This is a genomic window from Streptomyces sp. NPDC050508, from assembly GCF_040655155.1.
Classification (GTDB): Bacteria; Actinomycetota; Actinomycetes; order Streptomycetales; family Streptomycetaceae; genus Streptomyces.
The window spans coordinates 226,795-252,874 of the sequence record NZ_JBFAJJ010000009.1; the positions used below are offsets into that span (position 1 = coordinate 226,795).

The window sequence follows — 26,080 nt, forward strand, 5'->3', positions numbered from 1 at the left end:
AGTGGGCAGCGCGCTGTGATTCAGTGGCGGGGAAGATGACCCTTGATTCGCTGCGAGGTCTCGGGGGGAGGGCGAGTATGGAGACCGAGTCGGAACCCTACGTCCGTCTTGAGAACCTGCGGCAACTGCATACGGTCATGGCGGACATGAACACCGCCCGCAGCCTGGCGGACACCCTGCAGACCGTCGCCGACGGCGTGGTCCACGGCCTCGGGTACGAGCTGGCGTGCGTCAACCTCGTACGCCCCGACGGCGACCTCGTGGTCGCCGCCTTCTCCGGCAACTCCGCCGCCGAGGCACTCATCACCGGCCGGGTCGGCTCACGCGCCTCCTGGGAGCGCCGGCTCGGCATGGGCGAGGACTGGGGCGACCTGCGCTTCATCCCGCACACCGAGGGCTGGGTCCTCGACGAGGACGACGTACCGCAGTGGTACACCGACGGTCCCGCACCCCGCTTCGACGACGAATGGCACCCCTCCGACCGGCTGTTCGCGCCCATGTACACGCCCGGCGTGCCCGGCGGCTCGTGCGGCGAGCTGATCGGCGTCCTGTCCGTGGACCGGCCGCGCAACGGGCGCAGGCCGGGCGCATGGGGGCGCGAAGCACTCCAGATGTACGCCTTCCAGGCCGCCATCGCGATCAGCAACGCACGTCTACGCGCAAACATGCAGCGCGCACTTGTCAGGCTGGAGCGCGAGCAACAGGCCCTGCGCGCAAGCGAGGAGAGCTTCCGGCAGGCCTTCGAGTACGCCCCCTCCGGCATGGCGATAGCCGAGATGGGCGGCGACCAGCACGGCCGAATACTGCGCAGCAACGACGCCCTGTGCCGCCTCCTTGGCCGCCCCGCCTCCGCGATGCGCCGCTACTCCTTCTCGGACCTCGTCCACCCCGAGGACATAGGCACCCTGCTGAGAACCTCGGCGGAGGGCGGACGCGCGGAGCTGCGCCTGGGCCGCCGGGACGGCACCTACCTCTGGGTCTCACTGCGCAACTCCGTCGTCGCCGACGCCGCCGACGGACCGCGCTTCCTCCTCACCCACGTCGAGGACATAGAGGACCGCAAGCGCCGCGAGCTGCAGCTCGCCCACCGCGCCGCGCACGACGCGCTGACCGGCCTGCCGAACTCGGCCGAGCTGCGCACCCGCCTCTCCGCCCGCCTCTGCCAGCGCCCGACGTCCGCGTTCCCCGGCGAGATCGAGTCCATCGACGCCGCGTACGGACACGCGGCCTACGACGCGAACGGCCACGGCTTCGACTTCCGGCCCGGCGCCGACCTCCTCGACGCCTACGACCACCACGTCCACACCATCGCCCCCGAGGGCGAGCGCGACGACGGCACCAAGGGGCTCGCGGTCCTCTTCTGCGACCTCGACGGCTTCAAGTCGATCAACGACCGGTTCGGGCACAACGCGGGCGACGCGGTCCTCATCGAGGTCGCGCGGCGGCTCGGCCGGGCCGTGCGCGACGGCGACACGGTGGCCCGGCTCGGCGGCGACGAGTTCGTCGTCCTCGCCGACGGCCTCGGCAAGGCCGACGCCGCCGACCTCGCCGTACGCCTGCGGAACGAGATCATCCAGCCCATCCGGGTCGACGGCCGGGCCATGCGGGTCGGGGCCAGTTTCGGCATCGGATGGGCCCACTGCGGCATGACGGCGGACGAGGTGTTGAAGTCCGCTGACGAACGGATGTACATCGAGAAACGATCTCGTCCCAAACAGCACAGACGCGCGGGATGATCTCCAGGTCAGCGATCTGATGCGACCCGAGTCACCCGTTTGGACGACGCGGAGCGGGTAGGCTCGCAGTTCTCCAGACGTACGTATCTGCACCCGCACCTGTTGAGGAGTACCTAGGGATGACGCCCGGCAACAACGGCGCGAGCACGCCCGAGGACGACGACCCGTTCGGCTACCTGTACGAGGACGGTCAGGCCGCCGGCGCCCAGCCGCCGTCCGGCGGCGGTTACGGCTACCCGGGTTCGGTCAACCGAGTGCGCCCGGTGGGCGAGCGCCAGTACGGCGGCCAGCAGGCCGCCGCGGCCCCCACCGCGCAGTACCAGCAGCCGTACGGCCAGACGGTCCCGCAGCAGCAGCCCTACGGCGCCCAGCCGAACGCGCACTACCAGGCCCCGGAGACGTTCCCCGGCGGCCCGCCCGGCGGCCAGCAGCCCCCGTCGTACGACGGCGGTCGCGGCGGCCGGGGCCGCGGCCCCAACACCAAGGGTCTGCTGATCGGCGCCATCGCGGTGGTCGCGGCGGTCGTCATCGGCATCAGCGTGGCGATGATGAACGGCAACGACAACAACAAGACGGGCGACCGGGCGGGGTCGACGCCGTCGGCGTCGCAGAGCGTTTCGTCGAGTCCGTCGCCGAGCACCAGCGCGTCGAGTGGGCTGGCGACCCAGACCATCGACGCCAAGGCGCTGAACCTCCAGGGCGGCGCCACACTGGCGTCGGACGTCAAGGGCGCCGACGCCGACGGCGGCATCTATGTGACGGGCCTGAACGCCGCTGGCGCCTCGGTCACCTGGCAGATCAACGGCATCCCCTCGGACGGCATCTACACGGTGTTCGCGCACTACAGCGCGACCAGCGACGACCAGCAGATGACGCTCAGCGTCAACGGCAAGAAGTTCGGCAGCCCGTTCGGTCTGAAGAACTACAGGGGCGCCAAGGACGGCGACTTCGCCAACGGCTGGACGACGAGCTTCGTTTGGCCCTCCCTCACCAAGGGAACCAACACGATCGCCCTGTCCTGTGAGAACCCTGACAACTGCAACGTCCTACTGGACCAGTTGTGGGTGAAGCAGGGACAGGTCAAGAAGTAACCGGGCCACCAGGTCAGGATTGGGCCGGGGCGCATCAGGCCGCGGCGTTCGACGGCCGTCGGAGAGTGAGCTTCCGACGGCCGTCGATCAGACGCCAGGCGATGACACCGCGTTGCTTAGATGCGTCCGCCTTCGACGCAGAGGATGGCTACCCAACCCGTCTTGCCGCCCCAGCTCACCTTGACCCAGTCGTTGCCGGAAGGCCCCCCGGACCAGCACGTGTAGGAGCCACCGCTGTTGTCTCGCGTGCAGGGAGTCGTGGTGCAGGGAACCCTGGTGCCAGGGTCGGTGATCGAGTAGAGCACGGTCGATGAAGTGCTGGCACTGCTTCGGATCTTGAAGGAGTGACCATCCGTCATCCAGACACCTGCCTGATCCGCCGACGCGGTGGAGCTCAAGGAGACGACGAGTCCCATTGAGGCCATTCCCAGAACAGTGAGTCGCTTGATGGCCGATGATTTGCGCATGTGTTCCCCCAGTGAGAGGTAGATCTTGGTCGCTGGCGACTATATGTTTTGAGGGTTGGCGGGTGTCGACGGTTGTCGGCCAAGGTTGGTTGGTCGGTTTCAAGCCGCGCTGGCGTCCCCCGTCACCGCGACCCGCCCCAGCAGCTCCTCGTAGGCCGAGCGGTCGAACTCGCCCGCCACCGGCGCCAGTACGGTCGCCGCCGACAGGGCTACGGCCCGTGCCAGGCGGTCCGGCCACGGCAGGCGTTCCACCAACCCTGACAGCAGGCCCGCGACCGCCGAGTCGCCGGCGCCGGTCGGGTTGCCGGGTACGCGTGTCGGGGGCGTCGCGTGCCAGTGGCCCTCCGAGGTCGCCGCCAGCAGGCCTTTCGCGCCGAGTGAGGCGACGACCGCGCGGGCGCCCCGGCGCCGCGCGTCCTGCGTGGCGCGCAACGGCTCGTGGGAGCCGGTGAGTTCGGCCAGTTCGTCGGCGTTGGGCTTGACGATGTCGGGGCGGGCGGCGACTCCGCGGCGCAGGGGTTCACCGCTGGTGTCGAGGAGGACGGGGACGCCGGACGCCCGCGCGGTGCGGATCAGGCCCGCGTACGCGCCCACCGGCAGCCCCGGCGGCAGACTTCCGCACAGGGCCACCGCCGAGACCCCGTCACCCAACAGGGCCTCGTACACGTCCTGGAACGCCGACCACTCCGCCGAAGTGACCGTCGGGCCGGGCTCGTTGAGTTGAGTCGTGTCACCGGTCAGCTCGTCGACCACCGCTATCGTGCGCCGGGTCGCGCCGGCGACCGGGACGAGCGCGTCCAACACGCCTGGCGTGCCCGCGAGTTGTTCCTGTACGACGCGTCCGGTGGCGCCGCCCGTGAACCCGGTGACCGTCACCTCGTGACCGAGGGCGGCGAGCACCCGGGCCACGTTCAGCCCCTTGCCGCCCGGCCGTTCGGTGACCTCGGACACGCGGTGCGAACCGTGCGGTCGCAACTCCCGTACCCGATAGGTGATGTCGAGAGCGGTGTTCAGTGTGACCGTGAGGATCACCCGGGCCGACCTCCCCCGAATACCGCATGAATGCGCTTGCCGTGTGTTCCGGAGGCTCGATGATGCCAAACGGACGGCGGTCCTCCCAGCCCCCCAGGACAACCGCCGCCCACCTCCATCGGTCTCCGCCTTCAACGGCGGTGCATATCAACCCAGTTGGGGATCGACCACCCATTCACCGCGGCGCATCACGCCCTTGAGGTCGAACGCGGAGTCCAGCAGCACGAGGTCCGCGTACTTGCCGGGTTCCAGCGAGCCGATCTCGTCGTAACTCCCCAGCAGCCTGGCCGGGTTGGCCGAGATCGCGGCGACCACGTCCTCGACCGGCAGCCGGTCGACCGTCACCGAGCGCTTGAAGGCCCGGTCCAGGGTCAGGGTCGAGCCCGCGATCGAACCGCCCTCCACCAGCCGCGCCACGCCCTCACTGACCTCGACCTCCAGCGGGCCGAGCATGTAACGCCCGTCGCCGAAGCCCGCCGCGTCCATCGCGTCCGTGATGAGCGCCACCCGGTTCGCGCGCGCGTGATGGAACGCCAACTCCAGGGAGGCGGGGTGGAGATGGGTGCCGTCATTGATCAACTCGACCGTGATGCGCTCGTCTTCGAGGAGCGCCGCGATCGGACCGGGTTCGCGGTGCCCGAGCTGCGGCATCGCGTTGAACAGGTGCGTGGCGACCGTCGCGCCCGCGTCGATCGCCTCCACCGTCTGCTCGTACGTCGCGTCCGTGTGCCCGATCGCCGCGATGACGCCGTGTTCGGCGAGCAGGCGTACGGAGTCCAGGCCGCCCGGCAGTTCGGTCGCGAGGGTGACCATCTTCGCCCAGCCGCGCGCCGCGTCGACCAGCTTGCGGACGTCCGCCGGGTCGGGCTCGCGCAGCAGCGCCTCGGAGTGCGCGCCCTTGCGGCACGGCGAGATGAACGGGCCCTCGAAGTGGATGCCGGCGAGGTCGCCCTGCTCGGCCAGCTCCGAGAGCAGTCCGGCGCGCTGGGCGAGGAAGTCCATGTCGCCGGTGACCGTTGAGGCGACGACGGTCGTGGTGCCGTGCAGGCGGTGGGTGTGGATGCCCTTGAGGACGTCCTCGACGGTGCCGGAGGTGAACGAGGCGCCGCCACCTCCGTGGTTGTGCAGGTCTACGAATCCCGGTACCAGCGTGAAGCCGGTGACGTCGAGTACCTGGGCGTTCTCAGGAGCGGCACCGGTGATTCGGGTGCCGTCGATGATGAGTCGGCCGTTCTTGACGGTTCCGGTGGGCAGGACCAGGTTGGCACCGGACAGGATCAGGGGGGCATTGGCCGTTGCGGGGCGCGGGCTCGTCGTGGCTGGTCGCGCAGTTCCCCGCGCCCCTGAGGTGGGTGCCATTAGGGTGCTACCTCCGTGCGGTCGGTTGAGTTGAGGAGATCCCAGGCCAGGAGGCCTGCACCTAGACATCCGGCTGTGTCCCCCAGGGCCGCCGGGACGATGGACGGCAATTTCTGGAAGGTGACCCTCTGCCGGACGGCGTCCCGCAGTGGTGTGAACAACGTTTGCCCCGCTTCCGCCAGGCCGCCACCGATGATGATCGTGCGGGGGTCCAGGAGGGTGAGGGCGGTGAGCAGGCCGTCGGCGAGGGCGTCGATGGCTTCCTGCCAGACCTTTTCCGCGCGGAGGTCCCCGGAAGCGACCGCCTTCGCGCAGTCCGCCGCGTCCGCCCCGGGGTCGCCGGAAACGGTCGCCCACGCCTCGGTCACCGCCGCCGCGGACGCGTACCGCTCCAGGCAGCCGGTCTGGCCGCAGGGGCAGGGGGTGCCGCCCGGTCGTACGACGATGTGGCCGATCTCGCCCGCGAAGCCGTGCGCGCCCGCCTCCACCCGGCCGTCGATGCCGATCGCGCCCGCTATACCGGTGCCCAGCGGCACGAACAGGAAGCGGTCGGCGCCCTTGCCCGCGCCGATGCGGCCCTCGGCGAGGCCGCCGGTGCGGACGTCGTGGCCGAGGGCGACCGGGACGCCCCCGAGTCGGGCGGCCAGCAGGTCGCGCAGGGGTACGTCGCGCCAGCCGAGGTTGGCCGAGTAGGCGGCGATGCCCCGCTCGGCGTCGACGATGCCGGGGACGGCGACGCCGGCGGCGGACGCGGGCTCGCCGTAGTGCTCCTCGCCGTACGCGCGCAGCTCGGCGGCGAAGTCGAGGATGTGCTCGACGACCGCGTCCGGACCGCGCTCGCGGCCGGTCGCCCGGCGGGCACGGTGGAGCAGCTCGCCGCCCGCGCCTACGAGGGCGGCCTTCATCCCGGTGCCGCCCACGTCGAGGGCGATGACATGTCTCACGGGGGACAGTGTGGCCCGTCTACCCGGGAGAGGTCTAGTCCACTCACGTGGTGTAGACCTTATGGGTTCGCAGAGCGAACGTCACGACAGCAAAGGTTGGGGATTCGGCAGTGCAGCGGCGTAGGACAGGAATGATCGCGGTGACGTCCGTACTGGGCATGACGGCGGTCCTCGGTGGGTGCGGCCTCGGCGGGGGCTCCGGTGACGTCACCCTGAAACTGGTCGCCGCCGACTACGGCGACTCCGCGTCCAACAGCTCGCAGAAATACTGGGACGCACTCGCCAAGGCGTACGAGGCGAAGCACGCGAACGTCAAGGTCGAGGTCAGCGTCTACTCCTGGAACGACGTCGACCGCAAGGTCAAGGAGATGGTCGACGCCGGCAAGGCGCCCGACATGGCGCAGATCGGCGCGTACGCGGACTACGCGGCGGCGGGCAAGCTGTACTCCACCGCCGACCTGCTCTCCATCCCCGTGGAGGCCGACTTCCTGGAGCCGCTCGCGGACGCGGGGGAGGTGGACCACAACAAATACGGCATGCCATTTGCCGCATCTACGCGCGTCCTCTTCTACAACAAGACCCTCTTCACCGAGGCCGGCATCACCCCGCCGAAGGACTGGAGCGAGCTGGCCGCCGACGCGGAGGCGTTGAAGGAGAAGGGCGTGAAGTACCCGTTCGCGCTGCCCCTCGGCTCCGAGGAGGCGCAGGCCGAGACGATGCAGTGGCTGCTCGGCGGGGGCGGCGGCTACACCGACGACATCGGCACCTACACCCTCGACTCCACGCAGAACGTCTCCACCTTCACCTGGCTGCGCGACAACCTTGTCGCCAAGGGCCTGACCGGTCCCGTCGCGCCCGCCGAGCTCAACCGCGCGGACGCGTTCGCCGCCTTCGCCAACGGTGACGTCGGCATGCTCAACGGGCACCCGACCCTCATCCAGCAGGCCACCAAGAAGGGCGTCAAGTTCGGCACGGTCGCGATGCCCGGCCGTACCGGCAAGGCCAAGACCACGATGGGCGTCGCCGACTGGATGACCGCGTTCAAGCAGAACGGCCACAAGGACCAGATAGGCGACTTCCTCGACTTCGTCTACAGCGAGAAGAACGTCCTCGCCTTCTCCCGCGAGTACGACCTGCTGCCGGTGACCAACTCCGCGTCCGAGGCGATGACGGTGTCGAAGCAGGACCAGAACCTACGGCCCTTCCTGGAGGAGCTCCCGCTGTCCACGCTCTACCCGGTCGGCAACACCTCCTGGGCCACGGTCAGCGCCGACATCAAGAAGCGGATAGGGCAGGCGGTGGCCGCGAACGGCAGCCCGGGTGCGGTGCTGGGGCAGCTGCAGGCGGCGGCGTCGTTGGCGGAGAGCGGAAAGTAGTAGCTGGGGTCGTTGTCAGTGGCGGGGGTTACGGTGCAGGGCATGGACAAGGACCGGCCCCCGCGGCTTCCCGCGCTGAACCGAAGGGAACAGGACATCCTCGCGTTGGAGCGCCGCGGCTTCCCGGGCCCCGGCGTGAAGGAGCGCGCGATACGCGAGGAGCTGGGCCTGGCCCCCGTGCGCTACTACCAGCTGCTCAACGCCCTGCTGGACGACGAGCGGGCGCTGGCGCACGACCCGGTCACGGTGAACAGGTTGCGACGGGTGCGGGAGACGCGTCGGTCGGAAAGGTGAGGGTCCCCTGGCCGTGCGGCGGTGAGCGAGGGGTGCGTTCGGCCAGGCCCGGATAGGGTCGCCGTATGGGCAGCCCTCAGGACTCCACCGATCCCCTGCACGTACTGCCGACCCCCGTCACCCGCGCCGGTCGCGAGGCTCTGGAGGCGATCCTCGCCAAACCGGCCTCCGCGGTGATCGGCCTCGACTTCGACGGCACGCTCGCACCGATCGTGCCGGACCCCGAGCAGGCCCGGGCGCACCCGGACGCGGTACCGGCGCTGGCCGCACTCGCCCCGAAGGTGGCGTCCGTGGCCGTGATCACCGGCCGCCCGGCCGGCGTGGCGGTCCGCAACGGCGGCTTCGCGGGCGTCCGCGGCCTGGAACACCTCGTCGTGCTGGGCCACTACGGCACGGAACGCTGGGACGCGGTGAGCAGCACGGTCAGCGCGCCCGCCCCCCACCCCGGGGTCGCGGCGGTCCGCGCCGAACTCCCGGGCTTCCTCGACCGGATCGGGGCCTGGCAGGGCACGTGGATCGAGGAGAAGGGCCGCGCGGTCGCCGTCCACACCCGCCGCGCCACCGACCCCCAGGCCGCCTTCGAGGCCCTCCGCGCCCCCCTCACCGACCTCGCCACCCGCCACGGCCTGATCGTCGAACCCGGCCGCCTGGTCCTGGAGTTGCGCCCGCCCGGCATGGACAAGGGCGTAGCCCTCCTCGACTACCTCCGCGAGACCGGCGCCGAGTCCGTCCTCTACGCAGGCGACGACCTCGGCGACCTCCCCGCCTTCGCGGCAGTCGAGAAACTCCGCTCGGACGGCGTCCCGGGGCTGCTGGTGTGCAGCGGCAGCGACGAGGTCACGGAACTACGGGAGCGGGCGGACCTGGTGGTGGACGGCGCGGCGGGGGTTGTGGCCCTGCTGTCAGCGCTCGCGGCTCAACTGGGGTGACTCGCTGCCGGGTGTTGGGGGCGTGGACCTACTGCCCCTCCGGAAGCTGGGGTCCTTTCTAACCATTCACTATCCACTTCAGTGGTTAGAAATGACCCCAGCTTCCAGCGACTCCCCGCTGCCGCCGCACCGCTCCTCCGACGCGCCCCGCCCCGGCCCCGCTCAACTCACTTGATCCCGCAGCGCGTTCAGTTGCTCCAGGAACCACTGAGCCGGAGGAAGCGCTGTAGCCGCCGCCGCCAACCTCTTTGTGCGCTCGGCTCGTTCCTCGACCGGCATGGTCAGGGCCTCGTGGAGGGCGGCGGCCGTGCCGATCACGTCGTACGGGTTGACGGTGATCGCGTCCTTGCCCAGCTCCTGGAACGCACCCGCCTCCCGGGACAGCACCAGCGCGCACCCCTCGTCGGAGACGACGGGCACCTCCTTGGCGACGAGGTTCATGCCGTCCCGGATCGGGTTGACGAGCGCCACGTCGGCGAGCCGGTACGCGGCCAGCGAGCGGGCGAAGTCGTCCTTGACATGCAGCACCACCGGGGTCCAACCAGGCGTCCCGTACTGCGAGTTGATCTCGTCCGCGAGCCGCTGCACCTCGGCGGTGTAGTCCCGGTACACGGCGAGGTCCTGCCGTGACGGGTAGGCGAAGGCCACGTGTACGACCTGCTCCAGCAACTCCGGGTGGTCGTCGAGGAGTTGGCGGTACGCCAGCAGCCCGCGCACGATGTTCTTGGAGAGTTCGGTGCGGTCCACCCGGACGATCGTCTTCCGGCCTGCGCCGATCTCCTCGCGCAGGGCCACCAGGCGCTCCTCGACGTCCGCCTGGTGCGAGCGGGCGTGCAGGAACTCGGCGTCGGCACCGAGGCTGTGGACACCGATGAGCGTCTTGCGGGTGATCCGCTCGCGGCCGGTATCCGGATCTTTCCGCAGGTGCTCGACCGCACGGGGAGCGCCCGACGGCCACTCGGGCAGCCACCGATAAGGGTCGAGACCCTGCACACACCTCTCGAACGCCGTCGCCCACGGCCAGGTCAGGAACGCCACCCGGTCCGCCCCGAGCAGGCCCTCCATCAGCCGCACCTGGATGTCGTCCGGCAGCATCGCGAAGTACTCCGGCGGCGCCCACGGCGTGTGCGAGAAGTGCCCGATCCGCAGATCCGGCCGCAGCTCGCGCAGCATCCCCGGCACCAGACACAGGTGGTAGTCCTGCACCAGCACCGCCGCACCCTCGGCCGCCTCCTGGGCCAACGCCTCCGCGAACGCCCGGTTGTACGTCTCGTACGACGCCCACTGGCGCCGGAACTCCGCGTCGAAGACCGGCTCCAGCGGGGTCTGGTACAGCATGTGGTGGACGAACCACAGCACGGAGTTGGCGATGCCGTTGTACGCGTCGGCGTGCACGTCCGCCGGAATGTCCAGCATCCGCACGCCGTCCTCGCCGACCCCGCGCCGGACCGCCTCCCGGTCGCCGTCGGACAGCGCCGAGCACACCCACAGCGCGCCCGCGTCGGGCCCGATCGCCGACAGCCCGGACACCAGCCCGCCACCACCGCGCCTGGCGTTCAGCGAACCGTCGTCGCCCACCTCGTACGAGACCGGACCGCGATTGGACGCGACGAGCACCTGAGCAGCACCGCGAGGGGGCGTGGAAGCCGTAGAAGCCGTGGAAGCCATACGCCACAACCTAGCCCGGCCCGGAAACGCTCAAACGTACGGACGGCCGTCGGCGGACTGCGAGAGTCCGTATACGACCGTCCGTGACCGTCTATGACTGTGCGGTTATGCCACCTTGCGGGACTGGTACTCGGTGATGTCCGCCATCGGCGGCCGTTCCTCCGTGTCCACGGAGTACGTGCGCGGCTCGAAACCGTCCGGGCCCCGCTCGAACTGGGTCAGGGACGGCCGGATCAGGTGACCGCGGGCCAGCCTCAGCTGCGCCGTGCGGTAGATCTGCGCGGCCATCCGCCCCAGCGCCTGCCCGTCCTGGTGCCGGTGCTTTCGCACACCGACGTCGACCTGGGCGAGGGCGTCCAGGCCCACCAGGTGCAGCGCGTCGACGAGCATGCCCAGCTCGACGCCGTAGCCGACGGGGAAGGGGAGCTGCTCCAGCAGCGAGCGCCGGGCCGCGTACTCGCCGCCGAGCGGCTGCACGAAACCGGCCAGCTGCGGCCAGTGCATGTTGAGCAGCGGGCGGGCCATCAGCTCGGTGACGCGTCCGCCCTGGCCCGCCGCGCCACCGAGCGGGCGGTCGTACATCGCCTTGACGAGGTCGACGCCGGGTTCGGTGAGCAGCGGGCCCACGATCCCGGTGACGAAGTCGGAGGAGAACTCCTTCAGGTCCGCGTCGATGAAGCAGACGATGTCGCCACTCGTCACCAGCAGCGAGCGCCACAGCACCTCGCCCTTGCCGGGCACGGCGGGGATCCGCGGCAGGATGTCGTCCCGGTGGACGACCCGGGCGCCCGCCGCGGCGGCCACCTCGGAGGTGCGGTCGGTGGACCCGGAGTCGACGACGACGATCTCGTCGACGAGCGGGACCTGCTGCATGAGGTCGTGACGGATGATGGCGACGATCTCGCCGACCGTCTCCTCCTCGTTGAGCGCGGGCAGCACCACACTGACCGACTGGCCCGTGCGGTGTTTGGCGGCCAGAATCTTATGGAGCGGGCGATCGGTCACAGACCAGGAGCGGGTGCTCAGCCAGCGCTCGACATCCTTCAGCACGTTGCGCGGCTCCTCTGCGTTCTCTCGGCGAGGGCTGGTCACAGACAGTGAGTATGTGATCCATCTCGCGGTTCGGACGGCTCACTCAACTGTCCTGGCCTTCGGTTACAGTCTTGAACAACGCTGATGACCATCGCATGTCGGGGGTCGTCGGTGTACACAATCGAATACCGCTCATCCAGAGGGGCAGAGGGATACGGCCCGATGAAGCCCCGGCAACCCTCCAGCCGGTCTTGTCACGCAGATGCACATTGACGTGGTGAGGCTCCCGGCTCGGGAAGGTGCCAAATCCGTCTCACGGCGAGATGCGTCGTGAGGAAGATGAGGAGAAAGGGCCTCCCCTCCATGTCTGCGCAGACTGTCGCAAGCACCACGAACCCCCTGAACAGCGTCGATCTCGGCCCCGCCGCCGCGCTTTCCTGCCGCGAGTGCGGCCACCGCGTCCCGCTCGGTCCGGTCTTCGCCTGCGAGGAGTGTTTCGGCCCGCTGGAGATCGCCTACGACTTCTCGGCCTACGACACCGAAGAGCTCCGCAAGCAGATCGAAGCGGGCCCCGCGAACATCTGGCGGTACGCGCCCCTCCTGCCCGTCCCCGCCGACGTGGCCGACAAGCCGAACATCAACCCCGGCTGGACCAAGCTCGTCCAGGCCGACAACCTCGCCCGCGAACTGGGCGTCGACGCGGGCAAGTTGTTCGTCAAGGACGACTCCGGCAACCCGACGCACTCCTTCAAGGACCGCGTCGTAGCGCAGGCCATCGAGGCCGCACGCGCCTTCAACTTCACCACCCTCTCCTGCTCCTCCACCGGCAACCTCGCCGGCGCGGTCGGTGCCGCCGCCGCCCGGGCCGGCTTCCGCTCCTGCGTGTTCATCCCGCACGACCTGGAGCAGGGCAAGGTCGTCATGGCCGCGATCTACGGCGGCGAGCTCGTCGGCATCGAGGGCAACTACGACGACGTGAACCGCTTCTGCTCCGAGCTGATCGGCGACCCGGCCGGCGAGGGCTGGGGCTTCGTCAACGTCAACCTGCGGCCGTACTACGCGGAGGGCTCCAAGACGCTGGCGTACGAGATCTGCGAGCAGCTCGGTTGGCAGCTTCCGGACCAGCTCGTGGTTCCCATCGCCTCCGGGTCGCAGCTCACGAAGATCGACAAGGGGCTGCAGGAGCTGATCAAGCTCGGGCTCGTCGAGGACAAGCCGTACAAGATCTTCGGCGCGCAGGCGGAGGGGTGCTCGCCGGTGTCCGTCGCGTACAAGGCGGGACATGACGTCGTACGTCCGCAGAAGCCGAACACGATCGCCAAGTCGCTGGCTATCGGGAACCCGGCGGACGGGCCGTATGTCCTCGACATCGCTCGGCGGACCGGTGGGGCTGTTGAGGACGTCAACGACGAGCAGGTTGTCGACGCGATCAAGTTGCTTGCGCGGACCGAGGGGATCTTTGCGGAGACCGCCGGTGGTGTGACGGTGGGTGTCGCTAAGAAGCTGATCGAGAACGGGTTGCTGGATCCGACGTTGACCACGGTTGTGCTGAACACCGGTGATGGGCTCAAGACGTTGGACGCGGTTGCCGGTACCGGGCTCACTGCGACTATCCGACCCAGCCTTGAGTCGTTCAGGGAAGCTGGACTCGCGTCCTAGCGTCGTTCTTTGGCTGCGGGCCGGTGGGGGCTGGTCGCGCAGTTCCCCGCGCCCCTAGGGCAATCATCTGACCGGAGGTTTCATCGTGAGCGTTAGTGTCCGCATCCCTACCATTCTCCGCACCTACACCGGCGGGCAGGCCGAGGTCTCCGCCGAAGGTGCCACCCTTGCTGAGGTCATCACCGACCTTGAGAAGAACCACACCGGGATCTCCGCCCGGGTCCTGGACGATCAGGGCAAGCTGCGGCGGTTCGTCAACGTGTACGTGAACGACGACGACGTGCGGTTCGAGCAGGGGCTGGAGACGGCGACTCCGGACGGGGCCGGCGTCTCGATCATTCCGGCCGTTGCCGGTGGCTGATAATTACCCTCGGTAACGCCGATTACTGAGAGTTCATCGAATTGCCCCCTCCGTGAGAGAAGCGGAGGGGGCAATTCTGTAGGGTTGAGCGGGGTACAGTTGGGGAACCCGCTCCACTCCGCATGCCGGACGCATATGAGTACCGGCTCCGCGTGCGATGAGAAGTAGCCAAAGTGTGCAGGTATTTTGCGCCTTATGTTCCCTTTGTCGGGCCCGACTTGCCCTGAAGTCGGACGAATTCTCCGTACATTCCCGACCGGTCCTGCCCGGAATTCTCGTCGGATTGACCTGTTGCAGAGGGCAGTTGGACGGATACATTCGGCCGCGGTCGACGCGTTCCGGCGCACGCCCCCAATCCTGTGGGGGGTGAGGTCTGACCCGGATCCGCGAAGTGTGGATCCGTGCAAGGGCCAGTAATAGGGGAGTTAGGCATGGCTCAGGGCACCGTCAAATGGTTCAACGCGGAGAAGGGGTACGGCTTCATCGCGGTCGACGGTGGTGCGGATGTTTTCGTCCACTACAGCGCGATTCAGATGGACGGCTACCGCACCCTGGAAGAGGGTCAGCGGGTCGATTTCGAGATCTCGCAGGGTCAGAAGGGGCCGCAGGCGGACATGGTCCGGCTCGCGACCAGCTGAAGCACGCGCCGACGAACAGCAGCGACGTTCTTCGTTCCTGACCGAAGGGCTCGTACTCCTGGGGGGCACCTCCTGGGGTACGGGCCCTTCGGCATGCCCGGCGCGTGCCTCGCGCGCCCCCGCGAGGGAGGGCCCAGAACCCGAGAGCCGCTTGCACTCGACCATGCCGAGTGCTAATCATTGGCGTTAGCACTCTGCAGGTGAGAGTGATAACGAAGGATCGGGTCGGTGAGGCCCGCAGGCCAAGTGGTGCAAGGAATCACGGGGCAGGCGAGCCGTCCGTCGCGGGCGCCAGCGCGGTCCGGAGCAATCCACCCCAGTCCGGGAGGACCACTTCACATGGCCAAGATCATCGCGTTCGACGAGGAGGCGCGGCGAGGCCTTGAGCGCGGCATGAACCAGCTCGCCGACGCCGTCAAGGTCACCCTCGGCCCCAAGGGCCGCAACGTCGTCCTTGAGAAGAAGTGGGGCGCCCCCACGATCACCAACGATGGTGTCTCCATCGCCAAGGAGATCGAGCTGGAGGACCCGTACGAGAAGATCGGCGCCGAGCTGGTCAAGGAAGTCGCCAAGAAGACGGACGACGTCGCCGGTGACGGTACGACCACCGCGACCGTCCTCGCCCAGGCCCTCGTCAAGGAAGGCCTGCGCAACGTAGCCGCGGGCGCCAACCCGATGGCTCTCAAGCGCGGTATCGAGAAGGCCGTCGAGGCCGTCTCCGGTGCCCTCCTTGAGCAGGCCAAGGACGTGGAGACCAAGGAGCAGATCGCTTCCACCGCCTCCATCTCCGCCGCCGACACCCAGATCGGCGAGCTCATCGCCGAGGCGATGGACAAGGTCGGCAAGGAAGGCGTCATCACCGTCGAGGAGTCCCAGACCTTCGGTCTTGAGCTGGAGCTCACCGAGGGTATGCGCTTCGACAAGGGCTACATCTCGGCGTACTTCGCCACCGACATGGAGCGTATGGAGGCGTCGCTCGACGACCCGTACATCCTGATCGCCAACTCGAAGATCGCCAACGTCAAGGACCTGCTCCCGCTCCTGGAGAAGGTCATGCAGTCGGGCAAGCCGCTGCTGATCATCGCCGAGGACGTCGAGGGCGAGGCCCTGTCCACGCTGGTCGTCAACAAGATCCGCGGCACCTTCAAGTCCGTCGCCGTCAAGGCTCCGGGCTTCGGTGACCGTCGCAAGGCCATGCTCGGCGACATCGCCATCCTCACGGGCGGCGAGGTCATCTCCGAGGAGGTCGGCCTCAAGCTGGAGAACGCGACCGTGGACCTGCTGGGTCGCGCTCGCAAGGTCGTCATCACCAAGGACGAGACGACGATCGTCGACGGCTCGGGCTCGGCGGACCAGGTTGCCGGTCGCGTCAACCAGATCCGCGCCGAGATCGAGAACAGCGACTCGGACTACGACCGCGAGAAGCTCCAGGAGCGCCTCGCCAAGCTCGCCGGCGGCGTCGCCGTCATCAAGGCGGGCGCGGCCACCGAGGTCGAGCTCAAGGAGCGCAAGCACCGCATCGAGGACGCCGTTCGCAACGCGAAGGCGGCCGTCGAGGAGGGCATCGTCGCCGGTGGCGGCGTCGCGCTCATCCAGGCCGGCAGCGTCTTCGAGAAGCTTGAGCTCGAAGGTGACGAGGCCACCGGTGCCGCGATCGTGAAGCTGGCCCTTGAGGCCCCGCTGAAGCAGATCGCTGTCAACGCCGGCCTCGAAGGCGGCGTCGTGGTGGAGAAGGTCCGCAACCTCACCCCGGGTCACGGCCTCAACGCCGCGACCGGCGAGTACGTGGACCTCATCGCCGAGGGCATCATCGACCCGGCGAAGGTGACGCGCTCTGCCCTGCAGAACGCCGCCTCCATCGCCGCGCTGTTCCTCACCACCGAGGCCGTCATCGCCGACAAGCCCGAGAAGGCCGGTGCCGGCGCGGGTGCCGGCGGCGGCATGCCGGGCGGTGACATGGACTTCTGATCGACCTCTGGTTGATCAACGGTCTTACCGAGGGCGGTACTTCCTGCTTCTGGCGGGGGGTACCGCCCTCGGGCGTGTCCGGGATCACAGGGTGCGGAGCGGGACGATCGGAATGAGGGACTTGGCCCGGAGGTTGTCGTTGACGCATGATCGATGCATACGCACATACCACCTGGTACCTGGTTATCCCGAGGAGCCCCCACTCGTGTCTACGACCGCCCCCGCCTCCCGAGCGGCCGAAGTCCTCGCCCGCCCGATCACCCTCAACGGCCTGACCGTCCCGAACCGGATCGTCATGGCGCCGATGACCCGGCAGTTCTCGCCGGGCGGGGTGCCTGGTGAGGACGTGGTCGGCTACTACTCCCGTCGCGCCGCCGCGGGCGTGGGCCTCATCGTCACCGAGGGCACCTACGTCGGTCACGACTCGGCCGGGCAGAGCGACGACATCCCGCGCTTCCACGGCGCGGAGCAGCTCGCGGGCTGGGCGAAGGTCGCCGAGGGCGTGCACGCGGCGGGCGGCACGATCGTGCCGCAGCTGTGGCACATCGGCATGGTCCGCGAGCAGGGCCAGCCGCCGTACGCGGACGCCCCCGCGGTCGGCCCCTCCGGGCTGCGCATCGGCAGCGACGAGGTCACCGGTACGGCCATGACGCAGCGGGACCTGGACGACGTCATCGGCGCGTTCGCCGAGGCGGCTGCCGCGGCGGAGCGGATCGGTTTCGACGGGGTCGAGCTGCACGGCGCCCACGGGTATCTCCTCGACCAGTTCCTGTACGCGGGCACCAACCGTCGTACGGATGCCTACGGCGGTGACGCGGTCGCCCGTACGAAGTTCGCGGCGGAGATCGTGGCCGCCGTACGGGAGACGGTGTCGGCGGAGTTCCCGATCATCTTCCGCTACTCGCAGTGGAAGCAGGACGTCTACGGTGCCCGTCTCGCCGAGACGCCGGAGGAGCTGGAAGCGATCCTGACTCCGCTCTCGGCGGCCGGTGTGGATGTCTTCCACGCGTCCACTCGTCGTTACTGGCTCCCCGAGTTCGAGGAGACCGGCTCCGATCTCAACCTCGCGGGCTGGACGAAGAAGCTCACCGGCAAGCAGACCATCACCGTCGGTTCGGTCGGCCTCGACGGGGACTTCCTCAAGGGGTTCCGGGGTGAGGGTGCTCCGGTCAAGGGCATCGACGATCTCCTCGACAGCCTGGAGCGGGACGAGTTCGACATGGTGGCTGTGGGGCGGGCGCTGCTTCAGGATCCGGAGTGGGCGGCGAAGGTGCTTGCGGGGCGGGTTGAGGAGCTGGCGCCTTATGACGCGGCTGCGCTGCGCTCGCTGAGCTGAGTTTGTGGCTGCGGGTGGGTGGGGGTGCGCGTCCCTGGGGGCTGCGCCCCCAGACCCCAGGCGTAGCCCCGTCCCCTGTCCGCCGCACCCCAACTCGGGCTAGCGTTCGCGCACATGAGGATCCTGCACCTGTCCGACACCCACCTGGAGCGTTTCGACGCCCCGAATCGCCACGGCATCAACGCGACCGACTCGCTGCGGCTGATGCTCGCCGAGTTGCGGCATCAGCGGGGTGTGGACGCGATCGTCGTCACCGGGGACATCGCCAACGACGGGGCGGTGGAGGCGTATGCGGCCGTGCGGGAGTTGGTGGGTGGGTTCGCGCGGTCGATGGGTGGGGTGCCGGTCTTCTACACGACCGGGAACCATGACGAGCGGGAGGCGTTCGGGAAGGTGCTCGGGAGTGGGCACGTGGCCGCGGACGCGGTGTTTCCGGTGGAGTTCGGGTGTGCTGCCGTCAGTACGGTCGGCGGGTATCGGTTCGTGACGCTCGACTCGCTCGTGCCAGGAGAGGTGTACGGGCAGTTGAGCCGGGCCCAACTGGACTGGCTGGAGGAGGAGTTGAGGACTCCGGCCGAGCACGGGACCGTTCTTGCCTTTCATCATCCGCCGATCGCCCTCGATTCGCCGATGCAGCGGGCCTTCGGGCTGCGGAATCCGGGGGAGTTGGCGGACGCGATCCGGGGGAGTGACGTACGGGTCGTCCTCACCGGGCACTTCCACGTTCAGCTCTTCGGGTTTCTGGAGGCGACTCCGGTGTGGGTCACGCCCGGTGTCGTGAACCGGATCGATCTGACCACCGCGCGCGGTACGGAGCGGGCGGTGCGGGGCGCCTCGGCCTCGCTGGTGGAACTGGGCGGGGAGACCGGGCCGATGTTCCACACCTTCCACGCGCGGGATCCGCGGGCCCACGAGACGGTGTACCAGCTGGACCAGGAGCAGGTTCGGTCGATCCTCGAACGGCACGCGCCCAAGGGCTAGGGCCTGTCCGGCGGATCATGCCGCAGACGCGGGGCCTGGCACGCACTCCCCCACTGCCTTAAAGGCGTGGGGGGACCCCCAGCGGCGTTGTCGTCGGTTGCCAACTCCCCTACGCTCGAACAACCTCGCGCGGGGGGACCCCCATCGCGTTGACGCCCTCCTCCGCCTTGCAGCTGCACGTACCAGGCCCCGCTCACCGGCGCTGATCAGGTGCCGTTGCTCTCCTGCGACCTGATCCGCCGGACAGGCCCTAGTTGGGCCGCTCAGGGACTACAGGTTCCCCAACGGCTCGATGTCCACGTGCACCGGCGTACCCCAGACGCGGAGCACCTCGTAGTCCGTGAACTCGTGCACGAGGCGGTACGCCATCGCCGGGCGGGAGCCGCGGCGTGCGGCGTTGATGTACAGCTCGGCCTCGTGGCGGTCGCGGCGCGGGGTGCCGCAGAGCTGCCAGGCCTGGCCGTTCCACAGTTCGGGGAGCCAGCGCTGCTGGGCCTGCGGGCGGTCCTCGCGCACGCCGTAGCGCGAGGGTGTGGTGTCGGTGGGCCTGGGTACGGCGGGGCCGTTGATCTCGGAGCGGCGGGCCGCGCGGCGCCGGGTCTCGCAGAGCAGGCAGAGGTCGGGGGCGTCGGCGTCGACCGGGCCGTTCGGGTGCTCGTTGCAGCGGGTGGTGGGCGCGGCGCCGCTGACGCTGTCGTCCAGCAGGTCCAGGGCGCGCTTGAGGTCCGCTTTGACCTCGTGGAGCTTGCCGTCGGGAGTGTCGGACGTGAGGGCCTCGCCGTGCTCGCCGAGGAGGCGGAGGGCGCGGCCTAGGGCGGTCTGCTGGGCGTGGTTCATGGTCCTGCGGGGCTCCAGAGGGCGGGGAGAGGGTTTTCCCTTCGGTCGACCATAGCCGCGCCGCTGGATGTTGGACGAACCTGTGGGGACGTGAGCCTGTGGGGACGCGAGCCCGTGACGACACGGGAACAAGTTTTCCAAAAAGGGACACGTGTTTTCCGTGCCGCCACATACGATGCCTCCATCGCACGGCTCGACACGAGCCACAAGAGTGCGATGAGTGTCATGCACACGACGGGGGTTGGGTGGCGTGAACAGTCTGTTCATTGTCGGTATGGGGTTCGGAACCACTGGGATTCCGCCCGCGAGGTCGTAGCCGCCGCCATCGGCGGCAGACCACCAGCGAGATGACGACACGCACGGCTTCGGCCGCGTACGTGTGCCTCCCGCCGGGCTGATCCCTGTCGGCATCAGAAACCGAACATCACCGGACATCAGCGAGCGACTTCGGCGCGGACGCGCCTCGGCCGCTGATGTCCTCGTCCCGTACCGAAGGAGAAACATGAGTCCGTTTCGGGCAACAGCAGTCTCCCGTGTCCGGAAAGTCTTAGTCGCGGCAAGCTCGATGGCGATCGCGACCGCCGCCTATGTCGCGGTCCCCGCGACGACCGCGAACGCCGTACCGGTGTCCGACACGGCATCGGCCACGGGGTGCACACCCCTCAGCGCCACGCGTACGCGGCTGATCGGTTCGGACGGCCGGACGGTGTCGTCGTCGGCCGCGGCAGCCGTCCGATCCGCAGCTGGCAAGGAGCTGACGTACAGCCTGCCGGACGGCGTGACCATGTCGACGGTCGTCCCGCCCCAGGGCTTCCGGCCGCAGACGGCGGCGCCCGCGACCGCACGGGCCTACGGCTTCAACGCCCCCGACAACCCGGCCGCGCTGACGGCATGGCGGGCGAAGTACAAGGGGTATCGCGAGACCGTCCCGTCCGTCCCGTGCCTGGGCGGGTCCGGCAGCTCGGCGGTGCGGTTCACCAAGTACAGCGGGAACTGGGGCGGCTACATGGGTACCGGCCACTCCAACTACAACGAGGTCTACGACGACCAGAACATCCCCACCTACTACACGACGTGCGGGGCCAACACCGCCTCGCTGGCAGCCCCGTGGATCGGGCTCGGCGGGTGGAACTCCGGCAAGCTGATCCAGCAGGGCTTCGCGTCGGGCTCGTCGAGCACGCAGAGCGGGCCGGGCACGGCCACCCAGGGCGCCTCGCTGTGGTTCGAGTACCTCAACGCCGCGCACGAGAACCCGCCCGTCTACATCGGGCGCACGACGAAGACCAATCACGTCATCTCGCAGTACATGACCTACACCGCGGGAAAGGTCGTATTCCACTGGTACGACCGGACCGCCGGATCCGGCTGGTCGCCCGTCACTGTCAACAGTCTGTCGTCGTACTACGACGGGACGACGGCGGACTTCATCACCGAGAAGCCGTACGGCTTCAAGCTGCGCAAGTTCAGCCGGCAGACGCTCAGTGCCGCCGGCGCGAGGTACGCCAGCACCTCCAAGAACCTCTTCAGCCTGCCGAACACGGAGGTGCGGCTGACCACCAACGGTGTCTCGTCCGGTGCCGCCCTGTTCACCGACACCCGCTCCAGTACGAGTGCGTTCTACCAGACCTGGAAGCGCTGCTCGTAGCGTCGGGACGACCTGACCCGAAGTGAGGCTCCCGACGGTCGGCCGGTCGGTCGGCCGTCTAGAGCCTCACTTTCCGGCCGTCGGCCGTGACCGCGTAACTGATGAGCGACCCCTTCTCCCTGAACGAGCAGTTGACGGCGACGGTGCCACCGGGAACGCCGGGCAGCACGTTCCCGGGATCGGGGTCCGTGGCCGCCAGGCGTTTCGCGCGGATCCGCTCGACGGTGGTGAACATGCCGTAGGAGACGGCCTTGGCTCCGAACGCCTTCTTGCACACGGTGTCGGGCGACTTGATCGTGGTGTCCTCGCGCCACTGTGCGACGAGCCGTTTGTGGCTGTCCAGGAAGCGCAGTGTCCGGGCGGCCGAGCCGCCCGCCTTGTCCACGGTGACGTAGGCGGTACGCCCGAGCGCGTCCCGGAGGTCCGGGGTCGGCGTGCTGAGCATCGGGCAGGACTGGAATCGCAGCGGGGGCAGCAACGCGGTGAACGAGCCGTCCTCCCGCAGTGCGAAGGTGCCGGCGATCAGTGGCCCGCAGGCCCCGTTCACCTGCCATCCGTTCTGTGATCCGTCGGCGCCGATCACGAGGTTCGCCGGGAGGCCACTGACGTCGCGCCACGACGAGACGTCGCGACCGTCGACCGAGACGGCGATCCAGCGTCCGCGGAGGTCTTCGGCGGGCAGGTTCGCGCCGCCGAACATGGGAGCGGTCAAGGTGTCGCTCCTGTCGTGGCCCGCCCGCGTGGCGACGGCCGCCGACCCGGCGACGGCCACGACGCAGGCGAACACGCCCGCGACGGCGAGCCGCCGGCGAAGGCGGCGCCTCGTCCCGGCGCGAACCGCCTCGTCGATGTCGACGCGGTCGGCGGGAGCACTGATGCGGAGGGACGCGATACGCGCGCCGAGTTCTTCCGGTCCTTCCGGAGTCTGCGTCTGGTCGGGGTTCACGATGCTCCTTCGAGCTTGGCCGCTGGTGCGATCTCTGCCGGTCTCGTCCGGAGCGCGGTGCGCAGTGCCTCCAGGCCGCGGCTCGTCTGGCTCTTCACATTGCCCCGACTCGTCCTGAGCAGGGTTGCGGTCTGCTCGACGGACAGATCCTCGAAGAAACGCAGGACGAGTACGGTCCGCTGGCCGGCCGGGATCATCAGCAGAGCGGCGATCAGATCGTCGTCACGCTCGGCCATGCTGGTGTCCGGGTGCCGGCCCAGCGTGGCCACATCCGCCTCGCTGATCTCGCGCCTGGCCGGCCGGCGCTGGTGGTCGGTGTGGAGATTGCACAGGATCCGACGGACGTACGCACGGGGATCACCGGCCGCCGACACCCGGCCCCACCGGGAGTAGAGCCGTCCGAGCGCCTCCTGGACCAGGTCATCGGCGAGGTACCAGTCACCGCACAGCAGAAACGCCGTCGTGCGCAGCCGTGTCCGATGCTCCAGCACCCAGGTGCGGAAGTCGGTCTCGCGGGGATGATCGGTCACGCTCTCCCTCGTCTCACCCATGCGGACGTGGCCCGCTCCGGATCCCCACCGACCCGGATCCGCCTCTCCCTGCTCTCCCTACGTCCTACACGGAACTCGGACCGAGCGGGGTTGCACGGGGCCGCGAAGTCGTCGCCGACCGGTTTGCGGACGTGTCCCGCCGCTCCTCGCCCTCGGACCGGGGCCACCTGCATTCTGGACTTGCAAGTCCAATTTCATCGTCGCACAGTGGCACTCCGCCGTGGAGAACCGACCGGACAACGGAGTGAACCGAACCATGTCGAAGAGGCTTGTGGGCAAGACCGCGCTGGTGACCGGCGCGACCAGCAACATCGGGCGGGCCGTCGCGGAGGCGTTCGCCGCCGAGGGGGCGCATGTCGCCGTCTCGGGCCGTAGCGCGGAACGCGGCAAGGAGGTCGTCGACGGGATCCGCGCCCGCGGCGGCCGTGCCGACTTCGTACGGGCCGACCTGGACGGCACCGCCGCCGCCTCGCAGGGGCTGGCGCGGGAGGCGACGCGGGTGCTCGGCGGCCGTGTCGACGTGCTGGTCAACAACGCCGGCATCTACCCCGCCGACCGCACCGCGGACACCGACGAGAAGACCTTCGACCAGGTCTACGCGGTCAATGTGAAGGCCCCGTTCTTCCTCACCGCGGCTGTCGCGCCCGCGATGGTGGAGGCCGGTGGCGGAGCGATCATCAACCTGGGTTCCTGGATCGCGCGCCTCGGCATTCCGATGGGCGCTCTTTACAGCTCGACCAAGGGGGCCATGGAGACCCTGACCCGGGCGTGGGCGGCGGAGTTCGGGCCGCAGGGGGTACGGGTGAACGCGATCTCCCCGGGTGTCGTGCTGGAATCCGCTCCAGGCGAGGCCCATCCCGCCGTGGTCATGATGAAGGGCACCCCCGCGGGCGGTCCGGGAACCCCGGACGCCATCGCGAACGCCGCCGTGTATCTGGCCGGTGACGAGTCCGCCTTCGTGCACGGCATCGTGCTCGACGTGGACGGGGGCCGGACCAACGTCGCCGTCATTGCGGGCTGACGCGCGTCCGTGGTGGGGCAGTTCGAGGCCGGGTGGGTGTGTGAAGCGTCCGTGCGCCCGTCGGGCGGGTGGCGCGTCCTGTGTTGGGTCACGTCACCGTGGAGCCCGCGCGGCGCAGGTCCGCGATTCCCTGGTCGAGAGCGGCGCGCAGGTGATCGGAGCGGCCCGTCGCCAGGAGGATCGACACGCCCCCCTGGATCGCGGCCAGCAGCGCCGCGGACCTCGCCTCGACATCGACATCGGCGGGGAGTTGACCGGTGGCCTGTAGCGACCGTATGCCCGCCGCCAGGCTCTCCTGCCACTGCCGCGTCAGCTCGATCATGATCGCCCGGGCCCCGGGAGTCGAGCGGCCGATCTGCTGGAACAGCGACCCGAGCGGACATGTGTCGCCCTGGGCCTCGTAGCGTTTGATCACCGTGTCCCGCCACTGCGCCCACGCCTCCCACGAGTCCAGGCAGCTCAGATACGGCTGCTGGTCCTCCAGGATCTGGTCCGCCTCGAACTGGGCGACCGCGAGGAGCAGTTCGTCCTTGCCGGCCGGGAAGTAGTGGAACAGCTGGCTCTTGCTGGTGCGGGTCTGTGCCATGACGTCGTCCAGCGTCGCCGCGGCGAACCCTTTCTCCCGGAGCACCGTGGCAGCGCCTACGACGATCCGGTTCCGGGTTGCCTTCCCCTTCGCCGTCAGCTGCCCGGGCATGGCTCGCCTCCCTGGAGTGGACTGGAGGGTCCAGAATAACCCGGGAGGCAGGCACGGGTCGGCACGGAGTACGGCTCGTTCAAGCTGCCGGGTGAGCGATGAACGTGACTTCTTCGTGGTCGTCGTCGAACGCGATGTTCAGCGAGGCGTCCAAGGCCGGGGCGAGGCGGCGCAGCAAGGGGAGGGTCGGCACGGTGTCGGCGCCTTCGACGCGGGAGATCTTCGCCTGCGTCAGCCCGGCACGCTCTGCGAGCTGTGGCGGGCGGCCACCGCGCGCCACCTGGGCCGCCTCACGCCGCCCAGTGTGGGGCGCAGTTCGTACACGCCCTCTTCCAGAGGGAGGGCGAAGGACGGAGGGTCACCGCATGGAGTGATGCGCGTCGGTGTCAGCCGTGCTTGAGATCCCCGACGAACGCGGACCAGGCGTCGGCCCGGAACGCGAGCTTCGGGCCGAGGGGGTTCTTGGAGTCGCGGACGGGGACGAGGGCGGGGTGGCCGTCGGCTACTTCGAGGCAGTCGCCGCCGCTGCCGCCGCTGTAGCTGGACTTGTGCCAGGTGGCCCCGCGGAGATTGTAATCAGGGGTGTTGTTCGCCATGTTCATAATCCTGAGCCACTGACTCGATCAACGCCAGGGAGTCTTCCGGGGACAGTGCGGAAGCGGCGAGGAACTCGAAGGTGATCCTGTGGCGGGCGACGGTGGCCGGGTCGTCCTCCAGCCGCCCGGTGCCGACGGAGTCGAAGTAGGCGAGGGGAGGGGCGTCGTCGAACTCCATCAGTTTCATGGAGCCCTCCATCGAGGCATGCCCTCCCGCGTTGAACGGCAACACCTGCACGATGATTCGGCGTTGGTGGATCAGTCCTGTCACGTGCCGCAAGGCTGCCGCCATCACCTTCCTCCCGCCGGTCTCCCGGCGCAGTACCGCCTCGTCCAGAACCGCCCACAGCAGCGGCTTTGTTGGATGCTTGAGGACGCGGGCACGGTCCACGCGGGTCGCCACCAGCTCGTCGACGTCCTCGTCCGTCGCGGTCGGCCGATAGGCGCGGAAGACGGCTCGTGCGTAGTCGCGCGTCTGTAACAGTCCGGGGATCAGCATGGCCTCGTACTGGCGGATCGCGGTCGATACGGCTTCCGCCTCCACCGCCTCCGCGAAGTGCTCCGGGTAGCGGGACTGCGCAGCCGCGTCGCAGTTGCGAGTGAAGAAATCATCCGTGCCGAGGACTTCGTCGAGCACGACGGCGTACTCCAGGTGCATCCGCCGTGTGCCTGCTTCGAGTTGGCCGATGAACGTGCCGCTCACGAAGAGCATCTGGCCCAACTCCGTTTGGCTGAGGCCTGCTTTCTCGCGGGCGTGGCGCAACTCTGCGCCAAGCATCGAGCGGGGGGACGAGGACGGGTCGAGATCCTTCGGGCCTGGCATGGCAACTCCATGTTGAACAGGCGGGTTGTTGGTGCGCTGCCTATGGCCAGGCTAGACATCTGACAGCCACGCTGTGTTGCAAACAGCAAACTC

At 69.0% G+C, this 26,080-nt stretch carries 25 protein-coding genes and 1 riboswitch; of the genes, 13 read left to right on the forward strand and 12 right to left on the reverse strand.

Annotation, left to right across the window (positions count from 1 at the left end):
• The first annotated feature begins 77 nt into the window (after positions 1-77).
• The gene (gene cdgB, locus AB0I69_RS26305; protein ID WP_363098133.1) at positions 78-1,736 is read left to right on the forward strand and encodes a diguanylate cyclase CdgB; all 1,659 of its coding nucleotides are present in this window, start codon (positions 78-80) and stop codon (positions 1,734-1,736) included.
• Positions 1,737-1,855: 119 nt separating this feature from the next.
• Positions 1,856-2,827: a carbohydrate-binding protein gene (locus tag AB0I69_RS26310; protein WP_363098134.1), complete on the forward strand. Its 972-nt coding sequence runs from the start codon at positions 1,856-1,858 to the stop codon at positions 2,825-2,827.
• Positions 2,828-3,393: 566 nt separating this feature from the next.
• Here the strand turns inward: AB0I69_RS26310 and AB0I69_RS26315 are convergent.
• The 3 genes from AB0I69_RS26315 to AB0I69_RS26325 all read right to left on the reverse strand — a co-directional run bounded on the left by AB0I69_RS26315 (position 3,394) and on the right by AB0I69_RS26325 (position 6,629).
• Positions 3,394-4,326, reverse strand: a complete 933-nt coding sequence (locus tag AB0I69_RS26315) for a 1-phosphofructokinase family hexose kinase (protein WP_363098135.1) — start codon at positions 4,324-4,326, stop codon at positions 3,394-3,396.
• Positions 4,327-4,473: 147 nt separating this feature from the next.
• Complete coding sequence (nagA, locus tag AB0I69_RS26320) at positions 4,474-5,685, reverse strand: N-acetylglucosamine-6-phosphate deacetylase (RefSeq protein WP_363098136.1); 1,212 nt, start codon at positions 5,683-5,685, stop codon at positions 4,474-4,476.
• Positions 5,685-6,629: an ROK family protein gene (locus AB0I69_RS26325; RefSeq protein ID WP_363098137.1), complete on the reverse strand. Its 945-nt coding sequence runs from the start codon at positions 6,627-6,629 to the stop codon at positions 5,685-5,687. The genes nagA and AB0I69_RS26325 overlap by 1 nt, the downstream gene beginning before the upstream one ends.
• Before the next feature lie 131 nt (positions 6,630-6,760).
• On the opposite strand from AB0I69_RS26325, the gene AB0I69_RS26330 reads away from it, so the two are divergent.
• From AB0I69_RS26330 to otsB, 3 genes are all read left to right on the forward strand, one after another.
• The gene (locus tag AB0I69_RS26330) at positions 6,761-8,005 is read left to right on the forward strand and encodes an extracellular solute-binding protein (protein ID WP_363098138.1); all 1,245 of its coding nucleotides are present in this window, start codon (positions 6,761-6,763) and stop codon (positions 8,003-8,005) included.
• Positions 8,006-8,047: 42 nt separating this feature from the next.
• Positions 8,048-8,299, forward strand: a complete 252-nt coding sequence (locus tag AB0I69_RS26335; protein WP_363098139.1) for a DUF3263 domain-containing protein — start codon at positions 8,048-8,050, stop codon at positions 8,297-8,299.
• A gap of 65 nt (positions 8,300-8,364) precedes the next feature.
• Positions 8,365-9,228, forward strand: coding sequence for a trehalose-phosphatase (gene otsB / locus AB0I69_RS26340; RefSeq protein WP_363098140.1), 864 nt, complete (start codon positions 8,365-8,367; stop codon positions 9,226-9,228).
• Between the two features lie 162 nt (positions 9,229-9,390).
• Here otsB and AB0I69_RS26345 read toward each other — a convergent pair whose 3' ends face one another.
• Positions 9,391-10,896, reverse strand: coding sequence for a trehalose-6-phosphate synthase (locus tag AB0I69_RS26345; RefSeq protein ID WP_363098141.1), 1,506 nt, complete (start codon positions 10,894-10,896; stop codon positions 9,391-9,393).
• A 105-nt stretch (positions 10,897-11,001) separates the two neighbouring features.
• Entirely contained in the window at positions 11,002-11,946 is a 945-nt protein-coding gene (locus AB0I69_RS26350) for a glucosyl-3-phosphoglycerate synthase (protein WP_363098142.1), read from the reverse strand.
• 171 nt (positions 11,947-12,117) lie between these two features.
• Positions 12,118-12,274, forward strand: a riboswitch (SAM riboswitch).
• A 17-nt stretch (positions 12,275-12,291) separates the two neighbouring features.
• Between AB0I69_RS26350 and thrC the strand changes: the two genes are divergently transcribed.
• The 6 genes from thrC (at position 12,292) to AB0I69_RS26380 (ending at position 18,871) form a co-directional block, all read left to right on the forward strand.
• Positions 12,292-13,587 carry a threonine synthase gene (thrC, locus tag AB0I69_RS26355; protein ID WP_363098143.1) on the forward strand — a complete coding sequence of 432 codons (1,296 nt, stop codon included), beginning with the start codon at positions 12,292-12,294 and terminating at the stop codon, positions 13,585-13,587.
• A gap of 85 nt (positions 13,588-13,672) precedes the next feature.
• The gene (locus AB0I69_RS26360) at positions 13,673-13,948 is read left to right on the forward strand and encodes a MoaD/ThiS family protein (protein ID WP_067371782.1); all 276 of its coding nucleotides are present in this window, start codon (positions 13,673-13,675) and stop codon (positions 13,946-13,948) included.
• Between the two features lie 431 nt (positions 13,949-14,379).
• Positions 14,380-14,586, forward strand: a complete 207-nt coding sequence (locus AB0I69_RS26365; RefSeq protein WP_019057200.1) for a cold-shock protein — start codon at positions 14,380-14,382, stop codon at positions 14,584-14,586.
• Between the two features lie 339 nt (positions 14,587-14,925).
• A complete protein-coding gene (gene groL, locus AB0I69_RS26370) occupies positions 14,926-16,554 on the forward strand; it encodes a chaperonin GroEL (RefSeq protein WP_043673463.1) in 1,629 nt (542 codons plus the stop codon).
• A 205-nt stretch (positions 16,555-16,759) separates the two neighbouring features.
• Positions 16,760-17,890: an NADH:flavin oxidoreductase gene (locus AB0I69_RS26375; RefSeq protein WP_363098144.1), complete on the forward strand. Its 1,131-nt coding sequence runs from the start codon at positions 16,760-16,762 to the stop codon at positions 17,888-17,890.
• A gap of 114 nt (positions 17,891-18,004) precedes the next feature.
• Positions 18,005-18,871, forward strand: a complete 867-nt coding sequence (locus AB0I69_RS26380) for a metallophosphoesterase (RefSeq protein ID WP_363098145.1) — start codon at positions 18,005-18,007, stop codon at positions 18,869-18,871.
• Between the two features lie 270 nt (positions 18,872-19,141).
• Here the strand turns inward: AB0I69_RS26380 and AB0I69_RS26385 are convergent, their stop codons facing one another.
• A complete protein-coding gene (locus AB0I69_RS26385; protein ID WP_363098146.1) occupies positions 19,142-19,708 on the reverse strand; it encodes a hypothetical protein in 567 nt (188 codons plus the stop codon).
• 565 nt (positions 19,709-20,273) lie between these two features.
• Between AB0I69_RS26385 and AB0I69_RS26390 the strand changes: the two genes are divergently transcribed.
• Positions 20,274-21,353 (forward strand): hypothetical protein, encoded by a 1,080-nt coding sequence (locus tag AB0I69_RS26390; RefSeq protein ID WP_363098147.1) that lies wholly within the window; start codon positions 20,274-20,276, stop codon positions 21,351-21,353.
• Positions 21,354-21,411: 58 nt separating this feature from the next.
• On the opposite strand, the gene AB0I69_RS26395 is transcribed toward AB0I69_RS26390, so the two are convergent.
• Positions 21,412-22,299, reverse strand: a complete 888-nt coding sequence (locus AB0I69_RS26395) for a hypothetical protein (protein WP_363098148.1) — start codon at positions 22,297-22,299, stop codon at positions 21,412-21,414.
• Positions 22,296-22,829 (reverse strand): SigE family RNA polymerase sigma factor, encoded by a 534-nt coding sequence (locus AB0I69_RS26400; protein ID WP_363098149.1) that lies wholly within the window; start codon positions 22,827-22,829, stop codon positions 22,296-22,298. Before AB0I69_RS26400 ends, AB0I69_RS26395 begins: the two co-directional genes overlap by 4 nt.
• A 277-nt stretch (positions 22,830-23,106) precedes the next feature.
• Here AB0I69_RS26400 and AB0I69_RS26405 point away from each other — a divergent pair, with 277 nt between their 5' ends.
• The gene (locus tag AB0I69_RS26405) at positions 23,107-23,871 is read left to right on the forward strand and encodes an SDR family oxidoreductase (RefSeq protein ID WP_363098150.1); all 765 of its coding nucleotides are present in this window, start codon (positions 23,107-23,109) and stop codon (positions 23,869-23,871) included.
• 88 nt (positions 23,872-23,959) lie between these two features.
• Here the strand turns inward: AB0I69_RS26405 and AB0I69_RS26410 are convergent, their stop codons facing one another.
• The 4 genes from AB0I69_RS26410 to AB0I69_RS26425 all read right to left on the reverse strand — a co-directional run bounded on the left by AB0I69_RS26410 (position 23,960) and on the right by AB0I69_RS26425 (position 25,987).
• On the reverse strand, positions 23,960-24,568 hold the full coding sequence (locus tag AB0I69_RS26410) for a TetR/AcrR family transcriptional regulator (RefSeq protein WP_363098151.1): 609 nt from the start codon (positions 24,566-24,568) through the stop codon (positions 23,960-23,962).
• 79 nt (positions 24,569-24,647) lie between these two features.
• Positions 24,648-24,848, reverse strand: a complete 201-nt coding sequence (locus tag AB0I69_RS26415; protein WP_363098152.1) for a helix-turn-helix transcriptional regulator — start codon at positions 24,846-24,848, stop codon at positions 24,648-24,650.
• A 106-nt stretch (positions 24,849-24,954) separates the two neighbouring features.
• On the reverse strand, positions 24,955-25,164 hold the full coding sequence (locus tag AB0I69_RS26420; RefSeq protein WP_363098153.1) for a DUF397 domain-containing protein: 210 nt from the start codon (positions 25,162-25,164) through the stop codon (positions 24,955-24,957).
• Entirely contained in the window at positions 25,145-25,987 is an 843-nt protein-coding gene (locus AB0I69_RS26425) for a helix-turn-helix transcriptional regulator (RefSeq protein WP_363098154.1), read from the reverse strand. The genes AB0I69_RS26420 and AB0I69_RS26425 overlap by 20 nt, the downstream gene beginning before the upstream one ends.
• Positions 25,988-26,080: the final 93 nt, after the last annotated feature.